Below are 24,629 nucleotides of genomic sequence, written 5' to 3' on the forward strand. Positions count from 1 at the left end.
CCAGTAAACCTAAAAAATTTTTTTAATTTCCTTAAGAATTGTCTTTATTGCGCCGTCCTGAAAATGAGAGCTTTCTTAGTGCGATGGGTGTAGAGATGATGGCAGTCAACTGGCAGACAATAGATAAGGTTGTATACATCAACCTGAACAAACGCAAGGATCGCAGGGTACGTATCGCTCGTCAATTAAAAGCAATTGGCGTACCACGTGAAAAGATTGTCCGTTTTGAGGCTATTGAAGAAGCGCCAGGCTATATCGGCTGTATTAAATCACATATTCTCGTGCTGCAAATGGCTCAGCAAAACGGCTGGAAAAATGTATTGATTCTGGAAGACGATATGGTTTTCCATGATGATATTCAGACCAAACAGCGAATTGATCTATTTCTCTCCTCTTTACAGCAGATCAACTGGCATGTCGCGCTGCTCGCTGCCCACTATGATAACGTCGTGCCGTTAAAAAGTGTGGATTATATTGTTAAGCCGCAATATGCATGGTGCGCTTGCGCTTACATTGTGAACGGTGATTACTACGCCACCCTCATTGATAATTATGCAGAAAGCTTGCAGGGGTTGCTGGCGGGTGGCGTTCCTCAGTGCTGGGCTTTAGATGTACGCTGGAATAGTTTGATAAAACGTGACCGCTGGTTGGGTATCTTTCCCAATGCGGGCTATCAGGCCGCTGATAAAAGTGATATCGAAAAACAACCTGTTGATTATCGAGCGCATTTCGCTAAAAAATTAGAAGAAATAGTCTGGCCAGCCTATCAACCTGGCGAAGAAAAGATAAAAGTGGATATCTTTTTCCAGTGGGCCCCCGGCTGGACTAACTTTGAGTCGGTATATCGCGCTATGCAGGCCAAACCGCATTTTGATTGTCAGATTATCCTTGCGCCCTATTTCAGTCGGGGCGCAAAAGCACCGGATTACACTGCACAGCGTGATTTATTAAATGATAAGGGTATCCGGTATACCGAGTATCACGAGTATGAGATTACGGCGCGTAAGCCGCATGTGGTTTTTTTACAAAATCCTTATGATGATGCACGTCCCAATGAACTGCAAAGTTTGACGCTTAATCGACGCAATATTTCTATCGCCTATATTCCTTATGGATTAGATATGGGTGATGGTGAGAGAAACCGTGTTTATCAGTATAATCTTCCCTGTCAAAATGTTGCCAGGTGGGTATTCGTTCGCTCTCAGCGGCATAAAGATGAGTTTGCTAAATATTGCGGAAATGGCAATCATCACGTCTATGTTAGCGGACATCCAAAGCTAGATAACTATCCATCACGCTTTGGCGTCCAGACGGATGGCAAAGTTAATAAAGGCAAGCCAACGCTATTATGGGCGCCGCATTTCGTCATGCCTGATGATGAAAAGATGTGGTCTACGTTTAATTTATATACACAGGCAATGCTCGATATCATCAAACGTGATGACGTCAATTTGATTATTCGGCCACATCCGCTTTTTAAACAATTTCTGGATATTCGTAAAGAGCGCGGAACACACAGCGAAACTGCTCAGAACTGGCAAATGCTGCGCGAATACTCTCATCTCAAATCACATGTGGAGTGGGATTTTTCTGCAGATTATCGCTACGCCTTTTCACAATCAGATGCGCTGATGGCAGATGCAGGATCGTTTTTGCTGGAGTATTTACCTTCGCGTAAGCCAATCCTTTTCCTGACTCATGAAAATTGCCTCGGTATTAACAGTAGCGCTGAATTTATTTATGACGCTTATGACGTTGCGAATGAATCCGCAGATATTAAAACTTTCGTTGATAATCTTGTTTCAGGCAAGGATCCCATGCGTGATAAGCGACTGCAGGTTTTACGTGATGAACTTCATATGCCAGAGCAGGGCGCAGGCAGTGAGATTGTAAAAATCATTGAAAAAACCCTTATGCCCGCTGGAGTTCATCACAATGTCTTCTAAACGCGCCGCAATATTACTGGTTGCTGGTCAGGGAACGAGAATGGGGCATCTGACCCTGAATTATCCTAAATGCTTGCTGCCGGTCGGTGAAATCACCGTGCTGGATACGTTGCTGACTGAGCTGTTAAAATGCGGCGAGCGTGAAATTGTACTGGTTACCGGTCATCAGTCATCAGTTGTAGAACGCTGGATTAAAGATAATTATGCTGATGCTAATATTAAGTTAGCGCACAATGATAATTATAAAAATGATGTCAACATATTATCCGTTGAAAAAGGTGTCAGCGCGCTTAATCATCCTGAATATGGCTATACAATTATCGAAACGGATGTTCTGCTGGATCCACGTGTATGGCCGCGGTTAATGCAAGCTGAAATGGGCAGTGACAGTTTTTGGCTCACCCATGGTTATTACAACTCTTGCCTTACTGGCGGTATTGTCGAAGCCAGTAAAGCTGAACCTGCTATAAAGAAAATTGCCTATGTGCCCGATTACGACTCCGCATTTGATGGCTGGATGAAAATGGTCGGCTTGCTAAGTGTCTCTCCGGAACAGGTGGAAAACGATCGACGCCTGCGGCAGACGTTTTTACAGACAAGTACCCAGCAATATTACATGGCACCCTGGATTGTACACCGCTCTTGCTTACCCTGCCGTGCTGTAGATATTACGGATTTGTTTGCAAGATCTTTCAACGAAGAAGTCGATTACCGGCAGGCGGTTGCGGATTATCATTTATTATTAGAAAATTTTGAGGCACTAAAATGAATGTAGAGTTTTTTGAACCACAAAAATTGCGCCATATTGAAAAGTTCAGTTCACGTCGCGTTGAATGGTTGCGTGATAAAATTCTTCACGAAGGCGTATGGGTAAAACCTCTGGCGCTTGATCTACACCATAATCTGGTACTGGACGGCCAGCACCGTATGGAAGTCGCGCTCAGTCTGGGACTAAAAAGAGTGCCGGTCGTACGATTTGATTACGCCTCGGTGCCATTAAGATCGTTGCGCGAAAATCATCAATTTGACTGGCAGGAAGTGGCGAGACGTGCATTAATTAATGACATCTACCCTTATAAAACGGTAAAGCATGATTTCGTTGTACCCATGCCGGTATGTCAATTTTCGCTGCAGGAGTTAGGCTATCATGGTTGAAAATGCCATCATTCTGGCCGCCGGCAGAAGCCTGCAACTGGATGGTAAAAATAAAGTTTTAATTCGCCATCCCAAAACGCGGAAAACGATTCTCGACTATGCTATTGATGCCTTTCATGGGAAAAAAATCACCGTAGTGATTGGCTTTGGTGCGTTACAGATTATGGAGTCCTACCCTGATCTGAATTACGTTATCAATGACAACTGGGCAACGACTAATAATGCAATGAGTCTGGGACTGGCCCTGAATCAGATTAATAGCCCCACGTATGTTGTCTCGGGAGATATGTTTTTTTCTCCTCAACTTATCAATGAAATGGATCACGCTGAGGGAAATCTCGTTTTGACTCACCAGCGGCATAATCGCATGCTGACCTCCATTCATTGTGACGTTAATCGCCAGGGCATCGTGGAGGAGACGTATCTGGGACCGATACGCGCCGCAGAGCACCCTGAGGCTATGGGTCTGTTTAAAGTCAGTGACATGGCACTCCTGAGTCAGTGGCATAAGCAATGCCTGCGTTATGGTAATTTGTATGCCGCCCAAACGTTACCGTGTCAGAAAACGACAGCACTCTACGCTCACGACCTGGGGGCGCATGCATTTAATGAAATTAATACGCTGGCAGATTACTGGCGTCTGATGCAGGAGGATCACGGTTAATGATACGAGCTATTACGCTGGGCTTGCCTTACTCCGCTATTTCCGACGGGCATTCTGAGTCACGTTTACATCACTTTCGCACGTTAGTAATTGATAAACTCCAGTCTCGTCGTTGGCCACTGCGAACATTACGTTTAACCCTGCCACCATTGAATGATCGTGATGAAGATGAGATTTATACCCTGCCAGCACGAATAAATTCAATCAATGCGTTGGCTGAAAGACTTGATATTCGTTGGTTTTGCTTACCGCTGGACTTAACGCATGGCGATAATTACCGCGGACGGTTAGATGCCGCGTTTGCTTTACTCTTCAGGCAACCGCGTATGTTTCTGAATCTGATGGTTGCCGATGAGCAGGGTATAAATATTCGAGCCAGCCATGACGTTGCCCGTTTCATGTTACAGGTAGCACATCGCAGTAATAATGGCTTTGATAATTTTCGCCTGGGTGCCTCATTGCGCTGTCCACCAAATGCCCCGTTTTTTCCCTTTTCCCGGCATGAAGGTGAGACACTGAAGTTTAGTTTTGCCCTCGAAACTACCGATATTGCTTTGGAATTGAGTGAGCAGGTGCGGGAAGGCAACATGCTGCTGGCGGACTTTGCTGACCAGTTTATTCTTCGACTCTGCGCACGCTTACGCGAAATTGATGCATTCGGTCATGAGCTGGCGTCTGATTCAGGGCTTGACTATGCCGGTCTGGATGCCTCACTGGCGCCTTTTCCGGATGGCAGTATTTCTGTCGGCAGGTTAGTTGAAAATCTTGGTGCGCGTCCTGGTGGCGTTCAGGGATCACTCTTTATAACCAGTATTCTGACGAATGCGATTAAAAGCGCAGTCGCAATCAGTGGTGCTCGCGCAACGGGTTTCAATGGCGTCATGTTCTCAGTACTGGAAGATGATGCCCTGGCGAGTACCAATAATCGTCGTGCATTAAGCATTGATACGCTTAATGCATGGTCAACTGTTTGTGGTTGTGGATTAGATATGCTTCCGGTGCCAGGTTCGACTCTGCCTGAAGATATAGCCGCGATTATTCTTGATACGGCTGCACTCGCGGTGCGGTTAACGAAACCGCTCGGTGTACGTTTATTACCTATTCCTGGCGGAGAGGTAAATGAATTTACACGCTTTAATTATGACTTCCTCTGCAACAGCCGCATTATGAGTGTCGCGAAAAGTGATGTTGATTTTTCTGCTGATAATGAACGCTGGACGTATCGCTAAAATCAGGCTTAATGAAATGTTAGATGCAAAAAAAGTGAAGAATTTTTGGGATCGTCGAGCGGATAATTACAATAAATTATCGTTAGAAAGTTTAGCAAACCTGGAAAACGATCCAAAGTTTCTCGATATTAAAATTCGCACAGAGATGCAAAAAGTTTTTGCCTGGTTGCCTGACCTGACAGGGAAAACGGTACTTGATCTCGGCGCCGGGGTCGGGCAGTGGGCTTTTCGTTTTCAGCATGAGGGCGCAAAAAAAATCACCGCTGTAGAGTTTTCAGCTGCAATGATTGAAGTGGGTAAGCTTGAAGCCAGCAAACGCAATATTGATAATGTCGATTTCATTCTTTCATCTGCCGAGAATTATTGTAGCCAAGAGCAGTACGATGTCATTTTCATATCTGGCCTGATGATCTACCTTAATGATGAGCAAGCTGAAAAATTGTTAGGTAATTTGCGTGCTTACAGTAAACCAGAAAGCACTATATTATTGCGTGATGGTACGGGTGTCGGTGAAAGATTCGAAATCAATAACCGCTATTCTGCGAATCTGCAAGCAGAGTATTCGGCTACATATCGAACTGCTGAGCAATACGAAGACCTATTTGCGCGACATGGTTTCAGCTTAACCAGGAGTGAAAATATGTTCCCTGAAGGTCATATGCTTAATAAGTATCCTGAAACCCGATTACGCCTTTATCACTTTGAGCAAAAAAATGATTAATATCTCACCTCTCTATGACGATGTTAGCTGGCCGGCAGATGAAGGTGTTTTAGGCGTCGTAGGCGTAGCCCCCTGGGCAACACTGGATTTTTGCCAGCAGCTGTATGGCCTGGTTCAGGCAGATAAAGAGTGGCAATATCCGCGACTTATTATTGATAATAATAGTAAAATCCCCAGCCGCGGGCGTCATTTGCAACTGGGTGAACGTGATCCTTCTCCCTGGATCCACGCAACTATTACAGAACTCGCTGCTGCGGGTGCGACGGTTGCCGTTGTGCCTTGTAATACCGCTCACCTCCTTTGGTCGCGCTGGAGCAAGGACGTAGCTATTCCGGTTATTAATATTATTGATGCCACACTTGAGCATATTGCGCCTCAGGGCAAGCGGGTCGTTGTGCTCGGTTCGCAAATGTTGTACCAGAGCAGGCTGTATCAGGATGCGCTTACGCAACAGCACGCCGAGATCGTCAATGTAGCTGCATCCACCCAACAGCTAGTGACACGCTGTATTAACGAGATAAAAGCCACAAAAAGCGTGTCTGAACTATCAATGCGCCAGTTAGCGGACGCCGTAAATAGCTGGAAGCAACAGGGTGCTACGCACATTATTCTGGCTTGCACAGAGTTGAGTTTGTTAAAACACAGCGCGATCTGGCAGGAAATGACGTTAATTGATTCGAGCGAAGCTCTCGCGCGTGCCGCTTTGCGCGCCATATCATTTCGCCGCCTGCGTGATTAAGGCGGACGAATTATTTCCACGACGAAGGGCCACTTATCTCATTAATTTTCCCGCCCCCGGGCCTGTGAAAATCCTGCTTTGATTTTCCCCCGGGCGGGGTAAACACCAATTTGTATCACACTGTATCTCCCGCCACACAGCACACACGCCGTTGCATAACCCGCCAGTCTGTACATATCCGCTATACATCGCCGTGGTCTTCTGTACGCATCAACCGAATGCATGGAGATACCACGATGTTAACCCGACTGTTTATTTCAACGTTACTGATGGGCGCCTCTGCGACCTGCGCCTGGGCGGAGCGACTGAGCGCTGCTGACGTGCTCGGCCCGGCGGCCGTGGCGCCACTGGATCATCCCCAGCCGCCTGCGCGATTAATTGTCGATGCGCCGCTGGCCGGACCGCTGCGCAAGGGCGCGGTGTTTATCCAGTACCGGGCAGAAAACCTGCGCATCGAGCCAGTGTTTGGTCAGGAAGCGCTGAAAATCACGCCGCGCATCGGCCACATTCACGTCATCGTGGATGACAACCCGTGGCACTGGGCGGACACCAGCGGTGAGCCAGTGATTCTGGTCGGTCTGCCTGTCGGGCCCCACAAGGTTACCCTTATTCTTGCCGATCCCATGCATAAACCGATCGACAGCAAAACCATCACTTTTAACGTGCCCGTACAGATTGCACCGCACTGATGACCCGGAGATAAATTATGAAAACACTGTTACGTCAGACTCTGCTGGCAACGCTGGTTCTCACGGCGGCAGGCACCGCGTTTGCCGCCTCCCCGGCCTCACACGATTACGCCGCTGACTTCAGCCACGTTCAGCAGATCAATGCGGGCGTACTGAACACAGGCTATGTGGACATCGGTCCGCGTGACGGCCAGGCGGTGATTTTGCTGCACGGCTGGCCGTACGATATCCAGAGCTATGCTCAGGTGGCACCGGCGCTGGCGGCAAAAGGGTATCGGGTGATCGTGCCGTATCTGCGCGGCTTCGGCAGCACGCGTTTCCTGTCGGATAAAACGCCGCGTAACGGCCAGCCTTCGGCAATCGCAGCGGACGTCGTGGCGCTGATGGATGCGCTCAATATCAAGCAGGCCGTGCTGGGCGGCTTTGACTGGGGCGCACGCACGGCGGACATCGTCGCGGCGCTATGGCCTGAACGGGTAAAATCGCTGGTGTCGGTCAGCGGCTATCTGATCAGTAGCCAGCAGCTGGGTAAAAAACCGCTGCCGCCACAGGCGGAACAGCAGTGGTGGTATCAGTTCTATTTCGCCACTGAGCGCGGTCAGCAGGGGTATGCCGCCCATACACACGACTTTGCGAAACTGATCTGGCAGCAGGCATCGCCCGGCTGGAAATTCAGTGATGCCACCTTTAATCAGAGCGCCAAAGCGCTGGATAATCCGGATCAGGTGGCGATCACTATCAGCAACTACCGCTGGCGCCTGGGCCTGGAAAAAGGCGAGCAAAAATATGCCGCTTATGAGAAAACATTAGCCACATTACCGGCAATTCGCGTCCCCACTATCACCATCGAAGGGGATAATAACGGGGCGCCGCACCCGGCACCGGAGACGTACCGCACCAGGTTCAGCGCCAGCTACCAGCATCGCACCTTCACGGGCAATATCGGACACAATCCGCCAGCGGAAGCACCGCAGGCGTTTGTGCAAGCCGTTGAGGATGCGGCCGCACTGTAGCGGAGTAATTCACGACCCGGACCGGCCATCGCGTGCCGGTCTTTTTTGCATAAGTGGCTGACAGGAGGCTGTTTTGGAGCACGTTGATCACATTCTGGTGGTGGATGATGACCGGGAGATCCGCGAACTGATAACCGACTATCTGATTAAGTCCGGTTACCGCGCCACCGCTGCGGCCAATGGCCGCGAAATGCGCGCCGTGCTGAGCAGCAGCCTGGTGGATCTGGTGGTGCTGGATATCATGATGCCGGGTGACGATGGCCTGACGCTGTGCCGTCAGTTGCGCAGCGATCCCCGGCAGAACCTGCCGGTACTGATGCTTACTGCCCGCAGCGAAGAGACCGATCGCATTCTCGGGCTGGAGATGGGTGCGGATGATTACCTGATCAAACCCTTTGTGGCGCGTGAGCTGCTGGCGCGCATCAAAGCGATCCTGCGCCGTACCCGGGCGCTGCCGCCGAATTTACATATTACCGGGGCCGGCCGCATCATTGCCTTTGGCGAGTGGCAGCTGGATACCTCCGCGCGCCATCTGCTGGACAGCGACGGCGTGATTGTGGCGCTGAGTGGCGCAGAGTACCGCCTGCTGCGCGTGTTTCTCGACCATCCGCAGCGCGTGCTGAATCGCGATCAGCTGCTCAACCTGACGCAGGGCCGCGACGCGGAGCTGTTTGAACGCTCGATCTGCTGGTTAGCCGGCTGCGCCAGCGGTTACGCGAAGATGCCCGTGAACCGGCCTACATCAAAACGGTACGCAGCGAAGGTTACGTACTGGCGAGCACGGTGGTGATCAAAGAGGCGCATCAATGAGGCTATGGCCGCGATCGCTGCTGTCACGCCTGCTGATTATCGTGTTGGGCGGGCTGCTGCTGGCAAATACTCTCACGCTGGCAAGCCTGCTGATTGAACGCATGAGCAGCGCTAAAAGCGTGATGCTGGGCAACCTGGAGTACGATGTGGCGACCAGCGTGGCAATCCTCGATCGCCTGCCGGCGGACGAGCGTCCGGGCTGGCTGGCGAAGCTGGCGCGCGGCAACTATCGCTACAGTCTGTCGCCGGGCGAAGCGGGGCCGTATCCCTCCAGCTGGCGCACGCGCGACGCGGTACGCTCACTGCAGGAGACGCTTGGCGGGCGCTATCAGATGAGCATTCATGCGATTCCGGGGCCGCGGGAGCATATTCAGGTGCATCTGACGCTGCATGACGGCGCGCCGCTCACGCTCGATCTCTGGCCGCGCATGCCGGCGATTGCGCGCTGGCTGCCGCTGGTGCTGATGGGGCAGCTCCTGCTGCTGCTGTGCTGCGCATGGCTGGCGGTGCGGCAGGTGGTGCGGCCGTTTGTGCGCTTTACCCAGGCGGTGGATGCGCTCAAACCGGCCGCCAGCCACGCACAGCTGATGGCAGAGAACGGCCCGGATGAAGTGCAGCAGGCGGCGCGTGCGTTTAACGCTATGCAGCTGCGGATTCAGGATCACCTCAAAGCGCGTGCGCAAATCCTCGCGGCCATCTCCCACGATCTGCAAACCCCGATCACGCGCATGAAGCTGCGGGTGGAGATGGCGGAGCAGCCTGAGCTGCGCGAAAACTGCTGAGCGATCTCGATAACATGAGCCGCCTGGTGCGCGAGGGCATCGCTTATGCACGCTCATCGGAAGTGCTGGAGGAGAAGCGCCAGAGCGTCAGCCTCAACGCGCTGCTGGATAGCGTAGTCTGTGACTATCAGGATGTCGGTAAAGCGGTGAACTTTGTGCCGTGCACAGGTCATGACACCTTCGCCGTGCGGCCGCAGGCACTCCGGCGCATCATGACCAACCTGATAGATAATGCGCTCAAGTTTGGCGGCGAAGCGGAGGTTGAACTCTGTTCACCCCAGGGTGACAGCGTGGAGATTCGGGTGCGTGATAACGGGCCCGGCATCCCGGAGGAGGCGTTACAGGCGGTGCTGGAGCCCTTCTACCGCGTGGAGAGTTCGCGCAATCGCCACACCGGCGGGACCGGGCTCGGCCTGGCGATCGCCACCCAGCTGGTGAGCCAGATGGCGGGTAGCCTGCAGTTGCGTAACCGGGCAGCTGGCGGGCTGGAAGCGTGCATCATCCTGCAGCAGCAGGATATGTAACCTGATGTATCTGCCTGCCCGCTACACACATAACCCGACAAAACGGCGTTTCCCCGACACAGCCTGAACACATGCGGTGGATGTAATAGACGTACTACCGGACGCGCAGACGTTTATCCACCGTATGAGGTTCTTTATGACACTGCTTATCGCTTTTCTTGCCGGGATGCTGACGCTGCTCAGCCCCTGTACCTTACCGATTATTCCTTTTGTATTTGCCAGCGTACGCGGCCGTCGCGGACAGCTGCTGGCGCTGCTGAGCGGCATGGTCCTGATGTTCACGCTGGTGGCGCTGCTGGTATCGCTTACCAGCCACTGGGTCAGTCAGGTCACCAGCATTGGTCGCGACCTGGCGCTGTTGTTCCTGGCGATAGTCGCACTGACGTTAATCTCCACGCGCATCGCCCAACGCGTTACCCGGCCGTTTGTCGCGCTGGGTAATCGCCTCAACGATGCCAGCCAGCGGCGAAGCGGGGTGCTCGCCGCGCTGCTGGCGGGCCTGGCAACCGGTCTGCTGTGGTCGCCCTGTGCCGGACCGGTGCTGGGCGCGATCCTCAGCCTGGCCGTCGTGGGCGATCATCCCCTGTCGGTTGGCGTGTTGCTGCTGGCGTATGGCAGCGGTGCCGCGCTGATGCTGGCGCTGCTCTATTTCGCCGGACGATCGCTGGTGGCGCGACTGCGTCCGGGGCTGGCGATGAGTGCGCGGCTGCGTCAGGCGGCGGGCGTGCTGATGCTCGCCTCGGTGGGCGTGATTGTTACCGGCTCACAGAGCCAGCTGCAGGCAGCGCCCGCTTTTGCCCTGAACCTGGAGCAGCAGCTGAGCCAGTGGCTGACCACGCCGGCACCCAAAGTACGCCTGGAGCCGGTTAGCCAGCCGCAAACCAGCAGCGCGTTGCCGTCGCTGGAGGGGGGCACAGCGTGGCTGAACGGGGCGCCGGTGACGCCTGCCACGTTAAAGGGCAAAGTGGTACTGGTCGATTTCTGGACCTGGGATTGCATTAACTGCCAGCATACGCTGCCATACGTGCGCGACTGGGCCAGTAAGTACCAACGTGACGGGCTGGTCGTTGTGGGGGTGCACACGCCGGAGTACCCGTGGGAGCGGGATGAAAAGGCGCTGAAGCGCGCGATTACGCGCTGGCAGCTGCCCTACACCGTAGTGGCGGATAACCACTACAGCATCTGGAACCGTTTTGGTAATCAGTACTGGCCCGCGCACTACATCTTTGATGCACACGGACAGCTGCGCTACACCGCGTTTGGTGAAGGCAACTATGAAGAGCAGGAGAGGGTGATTCAGCAGTTGCTGAAAGAGGCGCGTGCATGACAGCTCAGGCGGCCCGCCCGGGCCGCCACTGCTTCTCATTTAGGTTGTGGTTCGCGGGGGATGACGTTGAAAGCCGGGGGTTTCACAGGGACTATCAGGTAAACAGCGTGCGGCATTGCCGGGGACCTCCCAGCCCGTAAGGTCACCCTGCAGAGTGACCGTCATGGCGCAGCCACCCTTATCACCCCGATATGCAAAATGCAGTAATCCTACGCATAACTTGTCGTTTGGTTCCGCGTCCAGGCTGGGGTTTACTGTCAGCGTTAACCTTTTTTGGAGAAGCTGACAATGAAGAAGATCCTGCAGCAGTGGCTGGCGCGTCTGGCAGCCAGCAAAGCCGCCACCCCTGACGGGCGCGAATTCGACCCCGGTGAGCATATCGATCTGCTGATCCCGATCAGCCAGCTGTACGGCGTGGAGTTTCATCCTTCCGTGTATCGCTACTATGAACGATAACCGCCGCCACCAGCGCATGCGCTATTGCTACTGGAATGAACTGTGCACGCCAGACTAAAAACCCGCTCACGCCGAGCGGGTTTTTTTATGCTGTTTACCCGCCTGATGAAAAAATTGCCGTAACCTCCCGCCGGTTTGTTCAATTGTATTGATTTCGTAATTTTAACGTAAAGAAAAGTATTCCCAAGCGGCAGCGCGCGTGTAAGAATATAAAGGTAAATGATAACCATTGGCGTTATCATTTAGGTGTTGTCTGGGAAAACCGTGTTGATTCAGTGCTATGCCTGAATGGCAGGTGCGGTTAAGACAATGAGTGCGTTAATAACGATAAGAAACTCACCTTTTAACATGGATAAAAATCGCCAGCTGCCGTTTGGTAGCTTCAATTCGCTGACCCTGTTCACCGGGCTTTGTATTGGTATTTCGCCGGCTGCGGCGCTGGGGGCCGATAACTCCGGCAAAAAATCTGATGATACGCTGGTGGTTGAAGCGCGCACGCCGTCGCTGTACGCGCCAAATGCCTCGGCCGATCCCAAATTTACCCGTCCGCTGGTGGATACCACCCGCACCATGACGGTGATTCCGGATCAGGTTATTAAAGATCAGGGCGTCACCAATCTGACCGACGCGCTGAAAAACGTGCCGGGCGTCGGGGCGTTTTATGCCGGGGAAAACGGCAGCTCAACCACCGGCGATGCGGTGTACATGCGCGGTGTCGATACCTCCAACAGCATTTACGTTGATGGCATTCGCGACATCGCCAGCGTCACGCGTGACACCTTCAACACGCAGCAGGTGGAGGTGATCAAAGGGCCTTCCGGCACCGATTATGGTCGCAGCGCGCCATCCGGCTCGATCAATATGATCAGCAAACAACCGCGGCTGGATACCGGGCTTGACGCGTCAGTCAGCGCCGGCAGCGCGTGGATGCGCCGCGGCACGCTCGATTACAACCAGGCAATCAACGACAATGCGGCGTTTCGCCTTAACCTGATGGGTGAGAAAACCCATGATGCGGCGCGCGACAACATCCAGAACGAGCGATATGGCGTCGCGCCTTCGCTGGCGCTGGGGCTGGACACCGCAACGCGGCTGTACGTCAACTATTTACACGTCCACCAGAACAACACACCGGACGGCGGTATTCCGACCGTTGGCCTGCCAGGCTATTCGGCACCGTCTGCCGCGTATGCTGCGCTGAACAATTCCGGCAAGGTCGCCACCAGCAACTACTACGGCACCGATTCTGATTTCGACAAGTCGACCACCGACAGTGCCACGCTGCGCTTTGAACACGATTTGAGCGATAACACCACGCTGCGCAACACCACGCGCTGGTCGCGGGTGAAGCAGGAGTATCTGCTGACGGCGGTGATGGGCGGAGCCAGTAACATTACTGCACCCAACCCGAACGATGTTGGCAGCTGGCGCTGGTCGCGCCTGGCAAACACTAAAGATATCAGCAACCGTATTCTCACCAACCAGACCAATATCACCTCGAAATTTGCCACCGGTTCCGTCGGGCATGATGTGAGTGCCGGGGTAGAGTTCACGCGTGAAAACCAGACCACCTATGGCGTCAACGCGCTGACCCCGCCTGCGGTGAATATCTACCATCCCATCAGCAGCATTTCGATTGGCGGTCTGGACCGCAACGGTGCGAACGCTAACGGGCAGACTGACACGTTTGGCATCTATGCATTTGATACGCTGGCGATTACCTCTGACTTTGAGCTGAACGGCGGCATTCGTCTCGACAACTATCACACCGAGTACGACAGCGCGACGGCCTGTGGCGGCACCGGACGCGGCGCGCTGGCTTGTCCGGCGGGCGTGGCGCGTAATACGCCGGTGACCACGGTGGACACGGCGAAATCCGGCAATCTGGTGAACTGGAAAGCGGGGGCGCTCTATCGTCTGACCGAACAGGGCAACCTGTATGTGAATTACGCCATCTCCCAGCAGCCACCGGGTGGCAGCAGCTTCGCGCTGGCGGCGGGTGGCAGCGGCAACAGCGCCAACCGTACTGATTTTAAACCGCAGAAGGCCAAATCCAGCGAAGTGGGCACCAAGTGGCAGGTGCTGGACAAGCGGCTGCTGCTGAACGCCGCACTGTTCCGCACCGACATCGAAAATGAGGTCGATGCCAATGATGACGGCACTTACTCGCAAACCGGCAAGAAGCGCGTGGAAGGCTATGAACTCTCAGCAACCGGCAACATAACGCCAGACTGGGAAATCATTGCCGGTTACACCATGCAGCACGCGTCGGTGCGTGAAGGTGCCAGCGTGGCGCAGGATGGCTCATCCGCGCTGGCCTATACGCCGAAGCACGCCTTTACGCTGTGGACCAACTATCAGGCCACTGATGCGTTGTCGGTGGGCGCGGGCGCACGTTACGTTGGCAGCCTGCGTCGCGGCAGCGATGGGGCCGTGGGCACGCCGGATCACACCGAAGGCTACTGGGTGGCTGACGCGAAGCTTGGGTATAAGGTCAACAATAACCTCGACCTGCAGCTCAACGTGTATAACCTGTTTGATACCAACTATGTGGCATCGATCAACAAGAGTGGCTACCGCTATCATCCGGGCGAGCCGCGTACCTTCCTGTTGACGGCTAACGTGCATTTCTGATGGTCAACCGTGGGGCGTTCGCGCTCCACGCTTAATGGCGAGAACTACGCGATGATGTATCACATTCCTGCCGTGCTTAACGCTGAACAGCTGGCGCACTTTACCGCACAGCTGCAGCAGGCTGACTGGGTTGACGGACGGGCGACGGTCGGCAGCCAGGGCGCGACCGTAAAAAATAACCAGCAGATTGACACCGGCACGCCACTTTACGATCGGCTGCAGGCTGCAGTGCTTCAGGCACTGAATAGCCATCCGCTATTCTTTGCCGCCGCGCTGCCGCGCACGCTTTCTGCGCCGCTGTTCAACCGGTATCAGCAGGGGGAAACCTACGGTTTTCACGTTGACGGTGCGGTGCGCCACAATGGCGCGGCCGGCTGGATGCGTACCGATCTCTCCGCCACGCTATTTCTGTGTGAACCCGACAGCTACGAGGGCGGGGAACTGGTGATCGAGGATACTTACGGTCAGCACCGCGTAAAACTGCCGGCGGGCGACCTGGTGCTTTATCCCTCCAGCAGCCTGCACTGCGTCACGCCGGTCACGCGCGGCGCGCGGGTCGCCTCGTTTTTATGGATTCAGTCGATGGTGCGCGATGATAAGCAACGCGCGATGCTGTTTGAACTGGACCGCAACATTCAAAGCCTGAAAGCGCGCCACGGTGACAGCGAAGAACTGCTGTCGCTGCTGAATATGTACCACAACCTGCTGCGCGGCTGGACGGAAGTTTAGCCGTCACGCAACAACAAAAAGCCCGCTCAGGTTTCCCTGAGCGGGCTTCTTTAAATCTGGCTCCTCTGACTGGACTCGAACCAGTGACATACGGATTAACAGTCCGCCGTTCTACCGACTGAACTACAGAGGAATCGTTGGAACGAGGCGAATATTAATGGCAGCCCCTGTGGGTGTCAACCGCTAAAAACACATTTGTATTCAACTGGCTAGCAAAGCGGCAAAGCGATCGTGATTTAAGCAGATTCCGGTGCCTGCTGCGCCAGACGCGCCAGCGGATCCTGATGGTAAAACTGCTGCAGGTGGCGATACATGGCCGGAAAACGGCTGGCGAGCAGGTCGGGAGCGCTGAAAAAGTACTCCGACAGCACGGCAAAACATTCCGCCGGATCGCTGGCGGCATAGGGATCGAGGGTCGCGGCCTGTTCACCCACCAGCTCTACTTCCGCTTCAATCTCGGCCATCGCCTGCAGTAAATCTTTTTCCCAGCTGGCCACATCGCGCAGCGCGATGGCCGGGATGCCGCTGGTGTAACCGCTGCCGCGCGCGTCGAGCTTGTGCGCCACTTCGTGGATCACCAGGTTGTAACCAGAGAGATCGTATGAGTCCTGGATGTCCAGCGCGTTCAGCACCACCGGTCCCTGCGTCCAGCTCTGGCCGGCATGCACGGCCGGCGCGTGGTGCACCAGGCCGCTGTCGTCCTCCCAGCGATCGTCAACGCTGAACGGCTCCGGGTAGATCAGCACTTCGTGGAAGCCGTCGAGCCATTCCAGACCCAGCTTCAATACCGGCAGGCAAAACAGCAACGACAGGCGAGTCAGGCGCAGTTCGCTGAGTTCCAGACCCTGCAGCGGGGTGATTTTTTTCTGCAGCAGGAAGCGTTGCGCCAGCGCCACCAGCGCCTGCTGTTCGTCGCTGCTCAGCAGAGAAAAGATCGGCTGCCCCAGCGCCTGTTGCCAGGGCAGGGCAGTCACGGCAGCATCTTTTTGTGCACGCCACGGCCATTTGATCATTGCGTCACTCACTCTGCAGGGCGGAAATCATATCCTGACGCGGCAAACGATAAATTGCCAGCGTGGAATCAAAGCCGCTTATTCAACCTGTTAGCGGCGGATTTGTCTGTGACAGGGATTGCAAACTGGCAAGGTGGGAAAGGGGGGGCGCAGTGCCGCCGGTGAGGAGGCAAGGGCTGGTGACTCACTGAATCGCGCAAAAGACGACGCCCTCTTCCGTGCGGAAGAGGGCAAACGCTTAGCCTTCACGCTCCACACGCTGGAATGCGATGACCCAAACCCAGGGATTCACCTCCCAGCTGGTGGCGCCGTACTGCTTTTGCCACGCCTTGCGGTAAGCTTCTTTCGGCGATTCGGAATTCATGTTCATCGTGAAGAAATTATTGAGGAAGTGCGAATCGGTCTGCACGCCTTCCGCCATGATGTCATCTTCGCTGATGTCCTGAATTTTCTCCGCGCGTACCGCCGTGATTTCCAGATCGATGCGGCTGGCCCAGCGCGGCATATGGATGGCGGTCTGCCAGCCAAACTGCTCGGCGACCTGCTGATTTTCTTCCTGTTGTCCAAGTTCATGGCTGTCGGCGCGATACTGGCAAAATGCCGGATTGCGGAACGGCAGCGGATCGCGCTCGTATTCCGCCAGCTGCGCTTCAGGCACAATCGGACCCCGCCAGGTTTCACGCACCCACAGGCGATCGCCGACCTGGCCAAACGGGCACTGGGCGCCAATGTCCGCCATCGACATCAGCTTATAGCCATGCAGATGATTAGCGCTGACATCAAACGCGTGCACGCCTTCATGATGATCCTGTCCCGGGCCAAACGCCTGAGTTTTCATAATGCGCCGGGTCTGAGTTTGCTGGCCAACCAGCAGGGCGCGCACCCGCTGTTCGGAAAAAAGAATCGGCCGTTCTTTCATTATGTACCTCATGTTGTATCACGTACCCGGAGAACTTCGACGAAACATCCGTATCCTCGGATGAGAGCATTAGCATAATGGGTTTGAATCAATTTGCTTAATAATTTGTCGCCTTATTATCGGGCAATAACTGCCGCTTCCGGTATTAAAAATGGCTCATAAGCAAACAGTGTGCTGACGAAGGCTCCGGGTACAGGTGAGAGCCGTAAATTTCCCCTATACAGTACGTTATAACGGTCGCAATGGGAATCTTTTCAGATTATGTCGCTATGCAAATGGACGTTTTAATGCTGGGGTTGCGACAGGCTAAACTGGACCTTTGGCAATGCTGAAAATTCACCCAGCGGGAAATGCATCACCGAAATTAAACAGAGTGGCTTAACTAAAACAGGTTAAGGAAATACTGAAAACCGTATCGCGACTGGGCAAGCGGCTTTAACAGCGCTATAACATGATCGGGATCGCATTTTTTTGCGCTGGACATCCGGGAAGGGTGTAAAGAAAGTGTCATCACCGGGCCGCTATGATGGGCGTAAGCCGTACCCGGTGCGAAATAATAGCAATAACAGGAGAAGCACGATGTCACTGACCCATTGGCAACACCGTTACGAAAGCTGGCTGCAGCTGAACTGGCTGCACGATGATAAAGCCCATGATATCGCGCACCTGCGCCGCGTCTGGATGAGCGCGGCCCGCATTATGCAAAACACCAATGCCGATCCGCTGGTGGTGCTGACCGCCTGCTATTTCCACGATGTGGTGAACCTGCCGAAAAACCATCCGGAGCGCCATCTGGCTTCGACTTACGCGGCGGAAGAGACGCGCCGCATTCTGCAACAGGATTTTCCGGACTTCCCCTCAGCGCTGCTGGACAGCGTGGCGCATGCGGTGCAGGCCCACAGTTTCAGCGCCCGCATTACGCCAAAAACGTTAGAAGCGAAGATCGTTCAGGACGCCGATCGTCTCGAATCATTAGGCGCGATTGGCCTTGCGCGCGTTTTCTATACCGCAGGTGCGCTGGGACGGCCGTTGTTCGACAGCGACGATCCGCTGGGTAAAGACCGTGAACTGGATGACGTAAAGTGGACGCTGGATCATTTCCAGAAGAAACTGCTGAGCCTGCCGCAGACCATGCAGACGGAAACCGGCCGTCTGCTGGCGGAACACAACGCCGATTTTCTCGTCCGCTATATGGCGAAGCTGTGCGCCGAACTGCAGGGGAATCTGACCGATATTGATGAGTCCGTGTTACGCGATTTCAGTCCCATACCGGCACAATATTAAATTTTTATGACAGTCTGTTAACTTTCATCTGCTTCCGCTACGTTGTTGTAAATCAAGAGGGAGTGTGAAGATGACCGAGACCGTTAACTTAACCATTAAAATTGACCCGGCGCTGAAAGAGCACATTAAACAGTTAGCCGCTGATAACCAAATCTCCATGAGCCAGGAGATCGTTAACCGCCTGCAGGCCAGTTTAGATGCCGTTGAGCCACCGGCCGTCGACAGCCTGCATACTGAAGAGGCGGGCGATCAACTGAGCGCCGCCGAGCTGAAGCAGGTGCGTGCACTGCTGAAGAAAAGTAAGAAAAAGAAATAATACGAAAACCCGTCGCTGACGGGTTTTTTCTTTCTGCGCCTTAGCTAACGCGGAACTGCTGCGCGCGCTGCGTCAGTCGCGCTGAAAGTTCACTCAGCTGCGCCGCTGCCTGCACCTGCTGATCAGTCAGGGCTTCGTTTTGCTGGAGCTGAAGACTCATTTCCACCACTTCCCGGGCAATTTTGCTCACGCGATGGCTCTGCGCCGTACTGTTATCCTGCAGCTCATTCAGCTGGCTGACCACGCCTGATACCGCCTGGCCAATCCGCGCAAACAGCACTTCCAGCGCCTGCACCTTCGCAAAGCCATCCTGCACGTGCTGCTGCGTGTGCTGGATTAAACCGTCGATCTGCCGCGTGGATGCGCCGCTCTGCTGCGACAGCAATCCCATCTCTTTGGCGACGACCGAAAAACTGCGCCCGTAAGCGCCAGCATGCGCAGACTCTATCGCCGCATTAAGCGACAGCAGACGCGTCTGCATCGACAGGCTGTCCAGCATGCCGACGATGCCAGCGATATCGCCGGCGGCCGCGACGATCTGCTGCATCTGGTGTTCCATATTGTCGACTTCATGGGCGCAGTGACGCATCAGCGCATCCGCGGACTGCGCGTCGTGCGTCGCCTGTTGCGAGAAGTGTGCACCTTTTTCCACCTCTTCTGACACGCGATGCAGCCGCTGCGACAGATGATGGAAGCTGGCATTTTTCGCCTGATGCTGCTGCATCACCTGCTGATTATGCTGCTGCATCTCGTCAGCGCCGGCCGCCACCCGGGTTGCTACCGTCGTAATGTCGCTGACGATCTGCTGCAAACCCTGACGCATGGTATCGATGGACAGGAGCAGCTGGCGCGTTTCCAGCGACTGACGACGCGTCGGCGCCGGGCTGGCGACCAGATCGCCCTTCGCGATTTGTGCCAGCTGGGCGTTGGCGTGACGCAGCGGCAGCAACACGCCGCGCATCAGCAGCGCGGCGGCCAGCAGCAGCAGCGCCATCAATAACGCGGCGATCGCCAGCGCCAGATTGCGGCTCTGCTTGAGCGTGCTGAGCGAATGCTGGTTGACGCTGCCGAGCTGCTGATTGGCCTGTTCGATTTCGCTAAACCAGGCATCGTTGAACTGCTGCTGGAAAGCCTGCATCGGCACCATAAAAAATGCGTTGATATCATTGGCTGCCAGCCCTTTCAGCTGCTCCTGCAGCCCGCCAGCCAGCAGCACGAATCCCTGTGCCAGCGGGCTATCGTTTTTCGCCTGATAGGCAGCAAACAGCTGCTGCGCCTGCTGCAATGAGGTAGTGGCCGCCGCCGCCAGGCTTTTCCAGCTGTCGACCGAACCGCTCTGCTGGTCCTGCATCAGATAAATACCGGCACGATGGCTGTTGTCGCTGGCGGTGAGTAGCTCAATGCGTGCTTTATCCAGCAGGGCCAGCCGTTCGCGCAGCTGGCTGGCCTGCTGCAATGAGTGTTGCGTCTGATTCACGTGCTGGTTGAGCAACAGCACCCCGGCAAACTGCAGCAGACAAAACAGTACAATAAACAGCATGAACTGGCTGCGCAGGCTGGAGAGCCAGACGGGCAGACGCAGGGTAAAACGAGGTCGCAGCCGCAGGGAAATTACAGACAGGAGAGACATCAAACAGCTCCGCAAAAAATAAAACGCAGTATTGGTTTGATGCGTGACAGTCCGGTGACAGTGCGCGCGATGTGCAGCAAAACAGCACATCGCGCGTTACTAAAGCAAATTGCGGGGCGGAAAACCGGGGCGTGAAGCGCGGCTGCGTTTTCAGCGGCGCTGACGCGCGTGCTGCTCAATCAGCGGCAGCAGCAGTTTCGCTACGGCGGCGAACACCGGCACCACCACCGAGTTACCAAACTGTTTGTAGGCTTGTGTGTCGGAGACCGGAATGCGGAAGCGCGCTTCGCCCGGCGCTTCAAAGCCCATCAGGCGGGCACATTCACGCGGCGTCAGGCGGCGCGGGCGGCGCGCCATGTTCGCGGCCTGCTGAAAATCCTGTTCGCCCAGCGCGTGATCCCAGCCGCGATCGATCAGGATTTCCGACCCGTCTTTATAGTAGCGCGCTGACAGCGTGCGCACGCAGCAGTGCGGATTGCGCGGATCGTTGAGGCCAAAGCCAAAACCGTTGCCTTTGGCTTTATGCTTCTTCGCATACTGGTAGAGATAGTGCCACAGCGTGGGCGACAGGGTATATTTTGCCGCCGGCTGCGGCTCCAGCAGGCTGTGCAGCGGCGGAACTTCAGGCGGATAGAGCGCCGCCAGCGCGCGCAGCGAAAAACCCTCGCTCAGGCCGGTATCGCGCCGGATCCCCACCAGCACGATGCGCTCGCGGTGCTGTGGCAGGAAGTGACGCGCATCGACAACTTTGGCATCCGGCGATGAGTCGTCAGCCGCGTCAGCGACGTCGTAACCCAGCTCATCCAGCGTGGCCATAATAATGGCAAAGGTGCGGCCTTTATCATGGCTCTTGAGGTTCTTCACATTCTCCAGCACGAAAAACGGCGGTTTTTTGGCGGCGAGGATGCGCGCCACATCAAAAAACAGCGTGCCCTGGGCTTCACATTCAAAACCGTGCGCGCGACCCAGCGCATTCTTCTTACTGACGCCGGCCAGCGAAAAGGGCTGACAGGGAAAGCCGGCCAGCAGCACCTGATGGTCGGGAATCGTCTTATCGATATGCTGATAAATCGCCTGCTCATCCGGCAAACCGGCCGGCTGGGTAATCAGCCGGATATCACTGTTGAACTGATGCAGGGCGGGATCGCTGTAGTGATTGGCTTTATAGGTGCGCACCGCTTCTTTATTCCACTCGCTGGTGAATACGCACTGGCCACCAATCTGCTCAAAGCCGCGGCGAATACCCCCGATGCCGGCAAACAGATCGATAAACTGAAAGCGGGGATTGTCATAATGCGCCGGTCGCGACGGCAGCAGCGCCTGCAGACGGGCGACCTCCGCCGCTGACAGCGCGGGCGCGGCACTTTTTCCCGCGCGAATACGGTTAAGCTGCGTAATGCTCCAGTCGCGGCCGCCGGCCTCGCTCAGGATGACCACCAGATCGCGGGCCGCGTAGATATCCAGTACCTGCAGCAGTAACGCGGTGGCGTCATCATCAGCGGAGTGCGGGGAGGGCGAAGCCGTCGCGGCGGGATCGAGTGCAAGCATGCGTTTTTCCTTAACAGTGAAGCGGCTATGCTACCACTCCTGGCGCGGCGTGGAAATTAACGATGGCTGCGCGGCGTCTCGCAATCTGCTCCGCACAAACTTTCGCTTTTGCCTCAACGCGCTAAAGTTGAAGAAGCCCGCAAAAAAGGAGACGCCATGGCAGACGTCCACTCGCATGATATTCGCAGCAAAAATATGCGCGCCATTCGCAATCAGGATACGGCGATTGAGCAGCGTATTGCGCTGCTGCTGAAAGATCGCGGCTTTAGCTTTCGCGTACAGGATAAAGCGCTGCCGGGCCGGCCGGATTTTGTGCTGCCGCAGCACAAAGCCATTATCTTTGTGCACGGCTGTTTCTGGCATCGTCACCACTGTTATTTGTTCAAAATGCCCGCCACGCGTACCGAATTCTGGAGCGGCAAAATCAACAGTAACGTGGAGCGTGACCGGCGCTATGTGCAGCAGCTGCAGGAAAGCGGCTGGAAGGTGCTGATCGTCTGGGAATGCGCGCTGCGCGGCAAACTGCGGCTGGAAGATGAAGCGCTGGTGGAGCGGCTGGAAGAGTGGCTGCTGGCCGCCACGCACAGCAGCGAGATCGATCATCAGGGATTGCATCACTATCGGGCGGATTAAGGCAGGGTGATTGCTTTTACCTGCCATAACAGTTTAGATCAGCGTTTTCTCTGGGACGCGGAACACCAGCATGAGCAGCATCAAACTGACGGTCAGACGCCTGTATCAACTGCGCGACGAGCGCATGGTCAATGCCCATGCCACGGCGCGCATTTACCTGGACGATACGCTGGTGGCCACCGAGGAGATAAGCGGCATGACAGAAAGTCCGGTGAGCAAGTATCTGCACGCCGACGATCTGCACGGGAAAACGTTACGCGTCGAATGGGACTGTGCGGGCATCGCCGATATGACGGTGACGGCGATTGAGCGGTGCCCCTGTTGTCAGGATCACGAACCGGAATAAGGAATGACATTTTGGCAGGAACCAGCTTACTGACTCTTCTGGATGATATTGCCACGCTGCTCGACGACATTTCCGTCATGGGCAAAGTGGCGGCAAAAAAGACCGCCGGCGTGCTGGGCGATGACCTGTCGCTCAATGCACAGCAGGTGACGGGCGTGAAGGCCAATCGTGAGCTTCCGGTGGTGTGGGGCGTGGCGAAAGGCTCGTTTATCAACAAACTGATCCTGGTGCCGCTGGCGCTGCTGATCTCCGCGTTTGCGCCCTGGCTGATTACGCCGCTGCTGATGATTGGCGGCGCCTATCTGTGCTTTGAAGGAGTGGAAAAAGTGCTGCACAGCCTGCACCACGACAAAGCGGAGAAGAGCCCGGAAGCGCGGCAAAAGCGCCTGGATAATCTGGCGCAGCAGGACCCGCGCCAGTTCGAAAAAGATAAGGTGAAAGGCGCAGTGCGCACCGACTTCATTCTGTCGGCTGAAATTGTGGCGATTACCCTGGGCATTGTGTCGGATGCGCCGCTGCTCAATCAGGTGTTAATCCTCGCCGGTATTGCCATTCTGGTGACCATCGGCGTGTACGGTATTGTGGCGATGATCGTTAAGATTGACGATCTCGGCTACTGGCTGCGTGAGAAGTCTTCCACGCTGGCGCAGGCCACCGGCGGCGCGCTGCTGGCGCTGGCACCGTGGCTGATGAAAATCCTGTCGGTGGTTGGCACCGTCGCGATGTTCCTGGTGGGCGGCGGCATTATCGTGCACGGTATCGCGCCGCTGCATCATGCTATTGAAGAGTACAGCAGCGGCTTCCCGGGTGTGGTTTCCATGCTGCTGAGCAACGGCGCGAATCTGGTGCTGGGCTTTATTGTTGGGTCGATTGTGCTGTTAGTGGTAAATCTGGTTGCGAAGCTGCGCGGTAAATCGGTATAAAGCGCAGGAAATTTCTAATCACGGGTCAGGAGAACGATGATGAACGACGATATGTTTGAATTTGATATCGATGCACAGCTGGAGCAGGCGGAAGCCAAAGCGGCAGAAAAAGCCAGTGAAGTGCCGGCAGATATCAGCGACGAAGCCGACTGCGAAGGCTGCAAAATCTGATTTTCCACCCGGGAAAATCGTTCAAAGCCGATAATAACTTTTATCGGCTTTGTTTATTTACGGCATTTTTCACTGCTTATTCCGAATTTGTCACAGTAATAGCAATATCCTATAGGCAAAAAACGCGCACAGCTGCTATACCTTAATCCGTTCAATCAACGGTGAGAAGGGAGGGCGCGGTATGACCTTTGCAATCAGTGACGAAGTTCAGCACAAACAGGGCGGACCCACCATGGTGGTGACCGGCTATGCCAGCGGAATGGTAGAGTGTCGTTGGTATGATGGCTACAGTGTACGCCGCGAAGCGTTCCGCAGTGATGAGCTGACGCATCTGTCGGCCGCGCGCCAGCTGGCCAGCTGAGCCCCTCGGGACGGTCAGCGCGCCGTCCCGATGTCATTGTCACTTTTCACGTTTTTCCTGATCTCTG

At 55.0% G+C, this 24,629-nt stretch carries 24 protein-coding genes, 1 tRNA gene and 2 pseudogenes; 22 read left to right on the plus strand and 5 right to left on the minus strand.

The window, feature by feature from the left end; translation table 11 throughout:
* Positions 1 to 95 precede the first annotated feature (95 nt).
* From C1Y43_RS15545 to ybiX, 15 genes and pseudogenes are all read left to right on the plus strand, one after another.
* Positions 96 to 1,946, plus strand: coding sequence for a glycosyltransferase family 25 protein (locus tag C1Y43_RS15545; protein ID WP_104188837.1), 1,851 nt, complete (start codon positions 96 to 98; stop codon positions 1,944 to 1,946).
* Positions 1,936 to 2,715, plus strand: coding sequence for an NTP transferase domain-containing protein (locus tag C1Y43_RS15550; protein WP_072209734.1), 780 nt, complete (start codon positions 1,936 to 1,938; stop codon positions 2,713 to 2,715). Before C1Y43_RS15545 ends, C1Y43_RS15550 begins: the two co-directional genes overlap by 11 nt.
* Complete coding sequence (locus C1Y43_RS15555) at positions 2,712 to 3,101, plus strand: hypothetical protein (RefSeq protein ID WP_059012213.1); 390 nt, start codon at positions 2,712 to 2,714, stop codon at positions 3,099 to 3,101. Before C1Y43_RS15550 ends, C1Y43_RS15555 begins: the two co-directional genes overlap by 4 nt.
* Positions 3,094 to 3,765 carry an NTP transferase domain-containing protein gene (locus C1Y43_RS15560; RefSeq protein WP_104188839.1) on the plus strand — a complete coding sequence of 224 codons (672 nt, stop codon included), beginning with the start codon at positions 3,094 to 3,096 and terminating at the stop codon, positions 3,763 to 3,765. Before C1Y43_RS15555 ends, C1Y43_RS15560 begins: the two co-directional genes overlap by 8 nt.
* Positions 3,765 to 4,994, plus strand: coding sequence for a DUF711 family protein (locus C1Y43_RS15565; RefSeq protein WP_072209931.1), 1,230 nt, complete (start codon positions 3,765 to 3,767; stop codon positions 4,992 to 4,994). Before C1Y43_RS15560 ends, C1Y43_RS15565 begins: the two co-directional genes overlap by 1 nt.
* A gap of 16 nt (positions 4,995 to 5,010) precedes the next feature.
* Entirely contained in the window at positions 5,011 to 5,715 is a 705-nt protein-coding gene (locus C1Y43_RS15570; RefSeq protein WP_158252667.1) for a class I SAM-dependent methyltransferase, read from the plus strand.
* A complete protein-coding gene (locus C1Y43_RS15575) occupies positions 5,708 to 6,454 on the plus strand; it encodes an aspartate/glutamate racemase family protein (RefSeq protein WP_058771139.1) in 747 nt (248 codons plus the stop codon). The genes C1Y43_RS15570 and C1Y43_RS15575 overlap by 8 nt, the downstream gene beginning before the upstream one ends.
* 236 nt (positions 6,455 to 6,690) lie before the next feature.
* On the plus strand, positions 6,691 to 7,143 hold the full coding sequence (locus tag C1Y43_RS15580; RefSeq protein ID WP_058771140.1) for a DUF6130 family protein: 453 nt from the start codon (positions 6,691 to 6,693) through the stop codon (positions 7,141 to 7,143).
* Positions 7,144 to 7,160: 17 nt separating this feature from the next.
* On the plus strand, positions 7,161 to 8,156 hold the full coding sequence (locus tag C1Y43_RS15585) for an alpha/beta fold hydrolase (protein ID WP_058771141.1): 996 nt from the start codon (positions 7,161 to 7,163) through the stop codon (positions 8,154 to 8,156).
* 73 nt (positions 8,157 to 8,229) lie between these two features.
* Positions 8,230 to 8,966: pseudogene (locus C1Y43_RS15590) on the plus strand (response regulator).
* A pseudogene (locus tag C1Y43_RS15595) lies at positions 8,963 to 10,272 on the plus strand (sensor histidine kinase). Before C1Y43_RS15590 ends, C1Y43_RS15595 begins: the two co-directional pseudogenes overlap by 4 nt.
* A 136-nt stretch (positions 10,273 to 10,408) precedes the next feature.
* Positions 10,409 to 11,599 (plus strand): cytochrome c biogenesis protein/redoxin, encoded by a 1,191-nt coding sequence (locus C1Y43_RS15600; protein WP_104188843.1) that lies wholly within the window; start codon positions 10,409 to 10,411, stop codon positions 11,597 to 11,599.
* A 288-nt stretch (positions 11,600 to 11,887) separates the two neighbouring features.
* Positions 11,888 to 12,055 carry a hypothetical protein gene (locus C1Y43_RS23975; RefSeq protein ID WP_021313248.1) on the plus strand — a complete coding sequence of 56 codons (168 nt, stop codon included), beginning with the start codon at positions 11,888 to 11,890 and terminating at the stop codon, positions 12,053 to 12,055.
* 348 nt (positions 12,056 to 12,403) lie between these two features.
* On the plus strand, positions 12,404 to 14,689 hold the full coding sequence (locus C1Y43_RS15605; RefSeq protein WP_088516807.1) for a catecholate siderophore receptor Fiu: 2,286 nt from the start codon (positions 12,404 to 12,406) through the stop codon (positions 14,687 to 14,689).
* Positions 14,690 to 14,740: 51 nt separating this feature from the next.
* A complete protein-coding gene (gene ybiX, locus C1Y43_RS15610) occupies positions 14,741 to 15,418 on the plus strand; it encodes a PKHD-type hydroxylase YbiX (RefSeq protein WP_058771146.1) in 678 nt (225 codons plus the stop codon).
* Positions 15,419 to 15,475: 57 nt separating this feature from the next.
* On the opposite strand, the gene C1Y43_RS15615 is transcribed toward ybiX, so the two are convergent.
* The 3 genes from C1Y43_RS15615 to C1Y43_RS15625 all read right to left on the minus strand — a co-directional run bounded on the left by C1Y43_RS15615 (position 15,476) and on the right by C1Y43_RS15625 (position 17,350).
* Positions 15,476 to 15,551, minus strand: a tRNA-Asn gene (locus tag C1Y43_RS15615).
* Positions 15,552 to 15,654: 103 nt separating this feature from the next.
* Positions 15,655 to 16,431 (minus strand): DgsA anti-repressor MtfA, encoded by a 777-nt coding sequence (gene mtfA / locus C1Y43_RS15620; RefSeq protein WP_058780721.1) that lies wholly within the window; start codon positions 16,429 to 16,431, stop codon positions 15,655 to 15,657.
* A gap of 238 nt (positions 16,432 to 16,669) precedes the next feature.
* On the minus strand, positions 16,670 to 17,350 hold the full coding sequence (locus C1Y43_RS15625; RefSeq protein WP_058771148.1) for a hypothetical protein: 681 nt from the start codon (positions 17,348 to 17,350) through the stop codon (positions 16,670 to 16,672).
* A 579-nt stretch (positions 17,351 to 17,929) separates the two neighbouring features.
* On the opposite strand from C1Y43_RS15625, the gene C1Y43_RS15630 reads away from it, so the two are divergent.
* Positions 17,930 to 18,634, plus strand: a complete 705-nt coding sequence (locus C1Y43_RS15630; protein ID WP_058757381.1) for a phosphohydrolase — start codon at positions 17,930 to 17,932, stop codon at positions 18,632 to 18,634.
* A gap of 70 nt (positions 18,635 to 18,704) precedes the next feature.
* Positions 18,705 to 18,950 (plus strand): hypothetical protein, encoded by a 246-nt coding sequence (locus C1Y43_RS15635; protein ID WP_021509844.1) that lies wholly within the window; start codon positions 18,705 to 18,707, stop codon positions 18,948 to 18,950.
* 40 nt (positions 18,951 to 18,990) lie between these two features.
* Here the strand turns inward: C1Y43_RS15635 and C1Y43_RS15640 are convergent, their stop codons facing one another.
* Together C1Y43_RS15640 and dcm are read right to left on the minus strand one after the other, a co-directional pair.
* Positions 18,991 to 20,580 carry a methyl-accepting chemotaxis protein gene (locus C1Y43_RS15640; protein ID WP_104188845.1) on the minus strand — a complete coding sequence of 530 codons (1,590 nt, stop codon included), beginning with the start codon at positions 20,578 to 20,580 and terminating at the stop codon, positions 18,991 to 18,993.
* A gap of 150 nt (positions 20,581 to 20,730) precedes the next feature.
* On the minus strand, positions 20,731 to 22,128 hold the full coding sequence (gene dcm, locus C1Y43_RS15645) for a DNA (cytosine-5-)-methyltransferase (RefSeq protein ID WP_104188846.1): 1,398 nt from the start codon (positions 22,126 to 22,128) through the stop codon (positions 20,731 to 20,733).
* A 156-nt stretch (positions 22,129 to 22,284) separates the two neighbouring features.
* On the opposite strand from dcm, the gene C1Y43_RS15650 reads away from it, so the two are divergent.
* From C1Y43_RS15650 to C1Y43_RS15665, 5 genes are all read left to right on the plus strand, one after another.
* A complete protein-coding gene (locus C1Y43_RS15650; RefSeq protein ID WP_058757385.1) occupies positions 22,285 to 22,761 on the plus strand; it encodes a very short patch repair endonuclease in 477 nt (158 codons plus the stop codon).
* Positions 22,762 to 22,831: 70 nt separating this feature from the next.
* Positions 22,832 to 23,107, plus strand: a complete 276-nt coding sequence (locus tag C1Y43_RS15655; RefSeq protein ID WP_021509848.1) for a hypothetical protein — start codon at positions 22,832 to 22,834, stop codon at positions 23,105 to 23,107.
* A gap of 11 nt (positions 23,108 to 23,118) precedes the next feature.
* Positions 23,119 to 24,030: a DUF808 domain-containing protein gene (locus C1Y43_RS15660; RefSeq protein ID WP_058757386.1), complete on the plus strand. Its 912-nt coding sequence runs from the start codon at positions 23,119 to 23,121 to the stop codon at positions 24,028 to 24,030.
* 36 nt (positions 24,031 to 24,066) lie between these two features.
* Complete coding sequence (locus tag C1Y43_RS24255; RefSeq protein ID WP_254919505.1) at positions 24,067 to 24,201, plus strand: hypothetical protein; 135 nt, start codon at positions 24,067 to 24,069, stop codon at positions 24,199 to 24,201.
* Positions 24,202 to 24,382: 181 nt separating this feature from the next.
* The gene (locus C1Y43_RS15665; RefSeq protein WP_010618657.1) at positions 24,383 to 24,562 is read left to right on the plus strand and encodes a YodC family protein; all 180 of its coding nucleotides are present in this window, start codon (positions 24,383 to 24,385) and stop codon (positions 24,560 to 24,562) included.
* Positions 24,563 to 24,629: the final 67 nt, after the last annotated feature.

This window comes from Pantoea sp. ICBG 828 (genome assembly GCF_002928355.1).
GTDB classification, from domain to species: Bacteria; Pseudomonadota; Gammaproteobacteria; order Enterobacterales; family Enterobacteriaceae; genus Pantoea; species Pantoea dispersa.

Bases quoted from the DNA above. Each gene is read 5' to 3' on its own strand.
- C1Y43_RS15635 (WP_021509844.1), top strand. From the start codon at position 18,705: ATGACCGAGACCGTTAACTTAACCATTAAAATTGACCCGGCGCTGAAA.
- C1Y43_RS15545 (WP_104188837.1), top strand. From the start codon at position 96: ATGATGGCAGTCAACTGGCAGACAATAGATAAGGTTGTATACATCAAC.
- C1Y43_RS15625 (WP_058771148.1), bottom strand. From the start codon at position 17,350: ATGAAAGAACGGCCGATTCTTTTTTCCGAACAGCGGGTGCGCGCCCTG.
- C1Y43_RS15585 (WP_058771141.1), top strand. From the start codon at position 7,161: ATGAAAACACTGTTACGTCAGACTCTGCTGGCAACGCTGGTTCTCACG.
- C1Y43_RS15650 (WP_058757385.1), top strand. From the start codon at position 22,285: ATGGCAGACGTCCACTCGCATGATATTCGCAGCAAAAATATGCGCGCC.
- mtfA (WP_058780721.1), bottom strand. From the start codon at position 16,431: ATGATCAAATGGCCGTGGCGTGCACAAAAAGATGCTGCCGTGACTGCC.
- C1Y43_RS15565 (WP_072209931.1), top strand. From the start codon at position 3,765: ATGATACGAGCTATTACGCTGGGCTTGCCTTACTCCGCTATTTCCGAC.
- C1Y43_RS15630 (WP_058757381.1), top strand. From the start codon at position 17,930: ATGTCACTGACCCATTGGCAACACCGTTACGAAAGCTGGCTGCAGCTG.
- C1Y43_RS15560 (WP_104188839.1), top strand. From the start codon at position 3,094: ATGGTTGAAAATGCCATCATTCTGGCCGCCGGCAGAAGCCTGCAACTG.
- dcm (WP_104188846.1), bottom strand. From the start codon at position 22,128: ATGCTTGCACTCGATCCCGCCGCGACGGCTTCGCCCTCCCCGCACTCC.
- C1Y43_RS15640 (WP_104188845.1), bottom strand. From the start codon at position 20,580: ATGTCTCTCCTGTCTGTAATTTCCCTGCGGCTGCGACCTCGTTTTACC.
- C1Y43_RS23975 (WP_021313248.1), top strand. From the start codon at position 11,888: ATGAAGAAGATCCTGCAGCAGTGGCTGGCGCGTCTGGCAGCCAGCAAA.
- C1Y43_RS24255 (WP_254919505.1), top strand. From the start codon at position 24,067: ATGATGAACGACGATATGTTTGAATTTGATATCGATGCACAGCTGGAG.
- C1Y43_RS15570 (WP_158252667.1), top strand. From the start codon at position 5,011: ATGTTAGATGCAAAAAAAGTGAAGAATTTTTGGGATCGTCGAGCGGAT.
- C1Y43_RS15605 (WP_088516807.1), top strand. From the start codon at position 12,404: ATGGATAAAAATCGCCAGCTGCCGTTTGGTAGCTTCAATTCGCTGACC.
- C1Y43_RS15550 (WP_072209734.1), top strand. From the start codon at position 1,936: ATGTCTTCTAAACGCGCCGCAATATTACTGGTTGCTGGTCAGGGAACG.
- C1Y43_RS15655 (WP_021509848.1), top strand. From the start codon at position 22,832: ATGAGCAGCATCAAACTGACGGTCAGACGCCTGTATCAACTGCGCGAC.
- ybiX (WP_058771146.1), top strand. From the start codon at position 14,741: ATGATGTATCACATTCCTGCCGTGCTTAACGCTGAACAGCTGGCGCAC.
- C1Y43_RS15580 (WP_058771140.1), top strand. From the start codon at position 6,691: ATGTTAACCCGACTGTTTATTTCAACGTTACTGATGGGCGCCTCTGCG.
- C1Y43_RS15555 (WP_059012213.1), top strand. From the start codon at position 2,712: ATGAATGTAGAGTTTTTTGAACCACAAAAATTGCGCCATATTGAAAAG.
- C1Y43_RS15665 (WP_010618657.1), top strand. From the start codon at position 24,383: ATGACCTTTGCAATCAGTGACGAAGTTCAGCACAAACAGGGCGGACCC.
- C1Y43_RS15575 (WP_058771139.1), top strand. From the start codon at position 5,708: ATGATTAATATCTCACCTCTCTATGACGATGTTAGCTGGCCGGCAGAT.
- C1Y43_RS15600 (WP_104188843.1), top strand. From the start codon at position 10,409: ATGACACTGCTTATCGCTTTTCTTGCCGGGATGCTGACGCTGCTCAGC.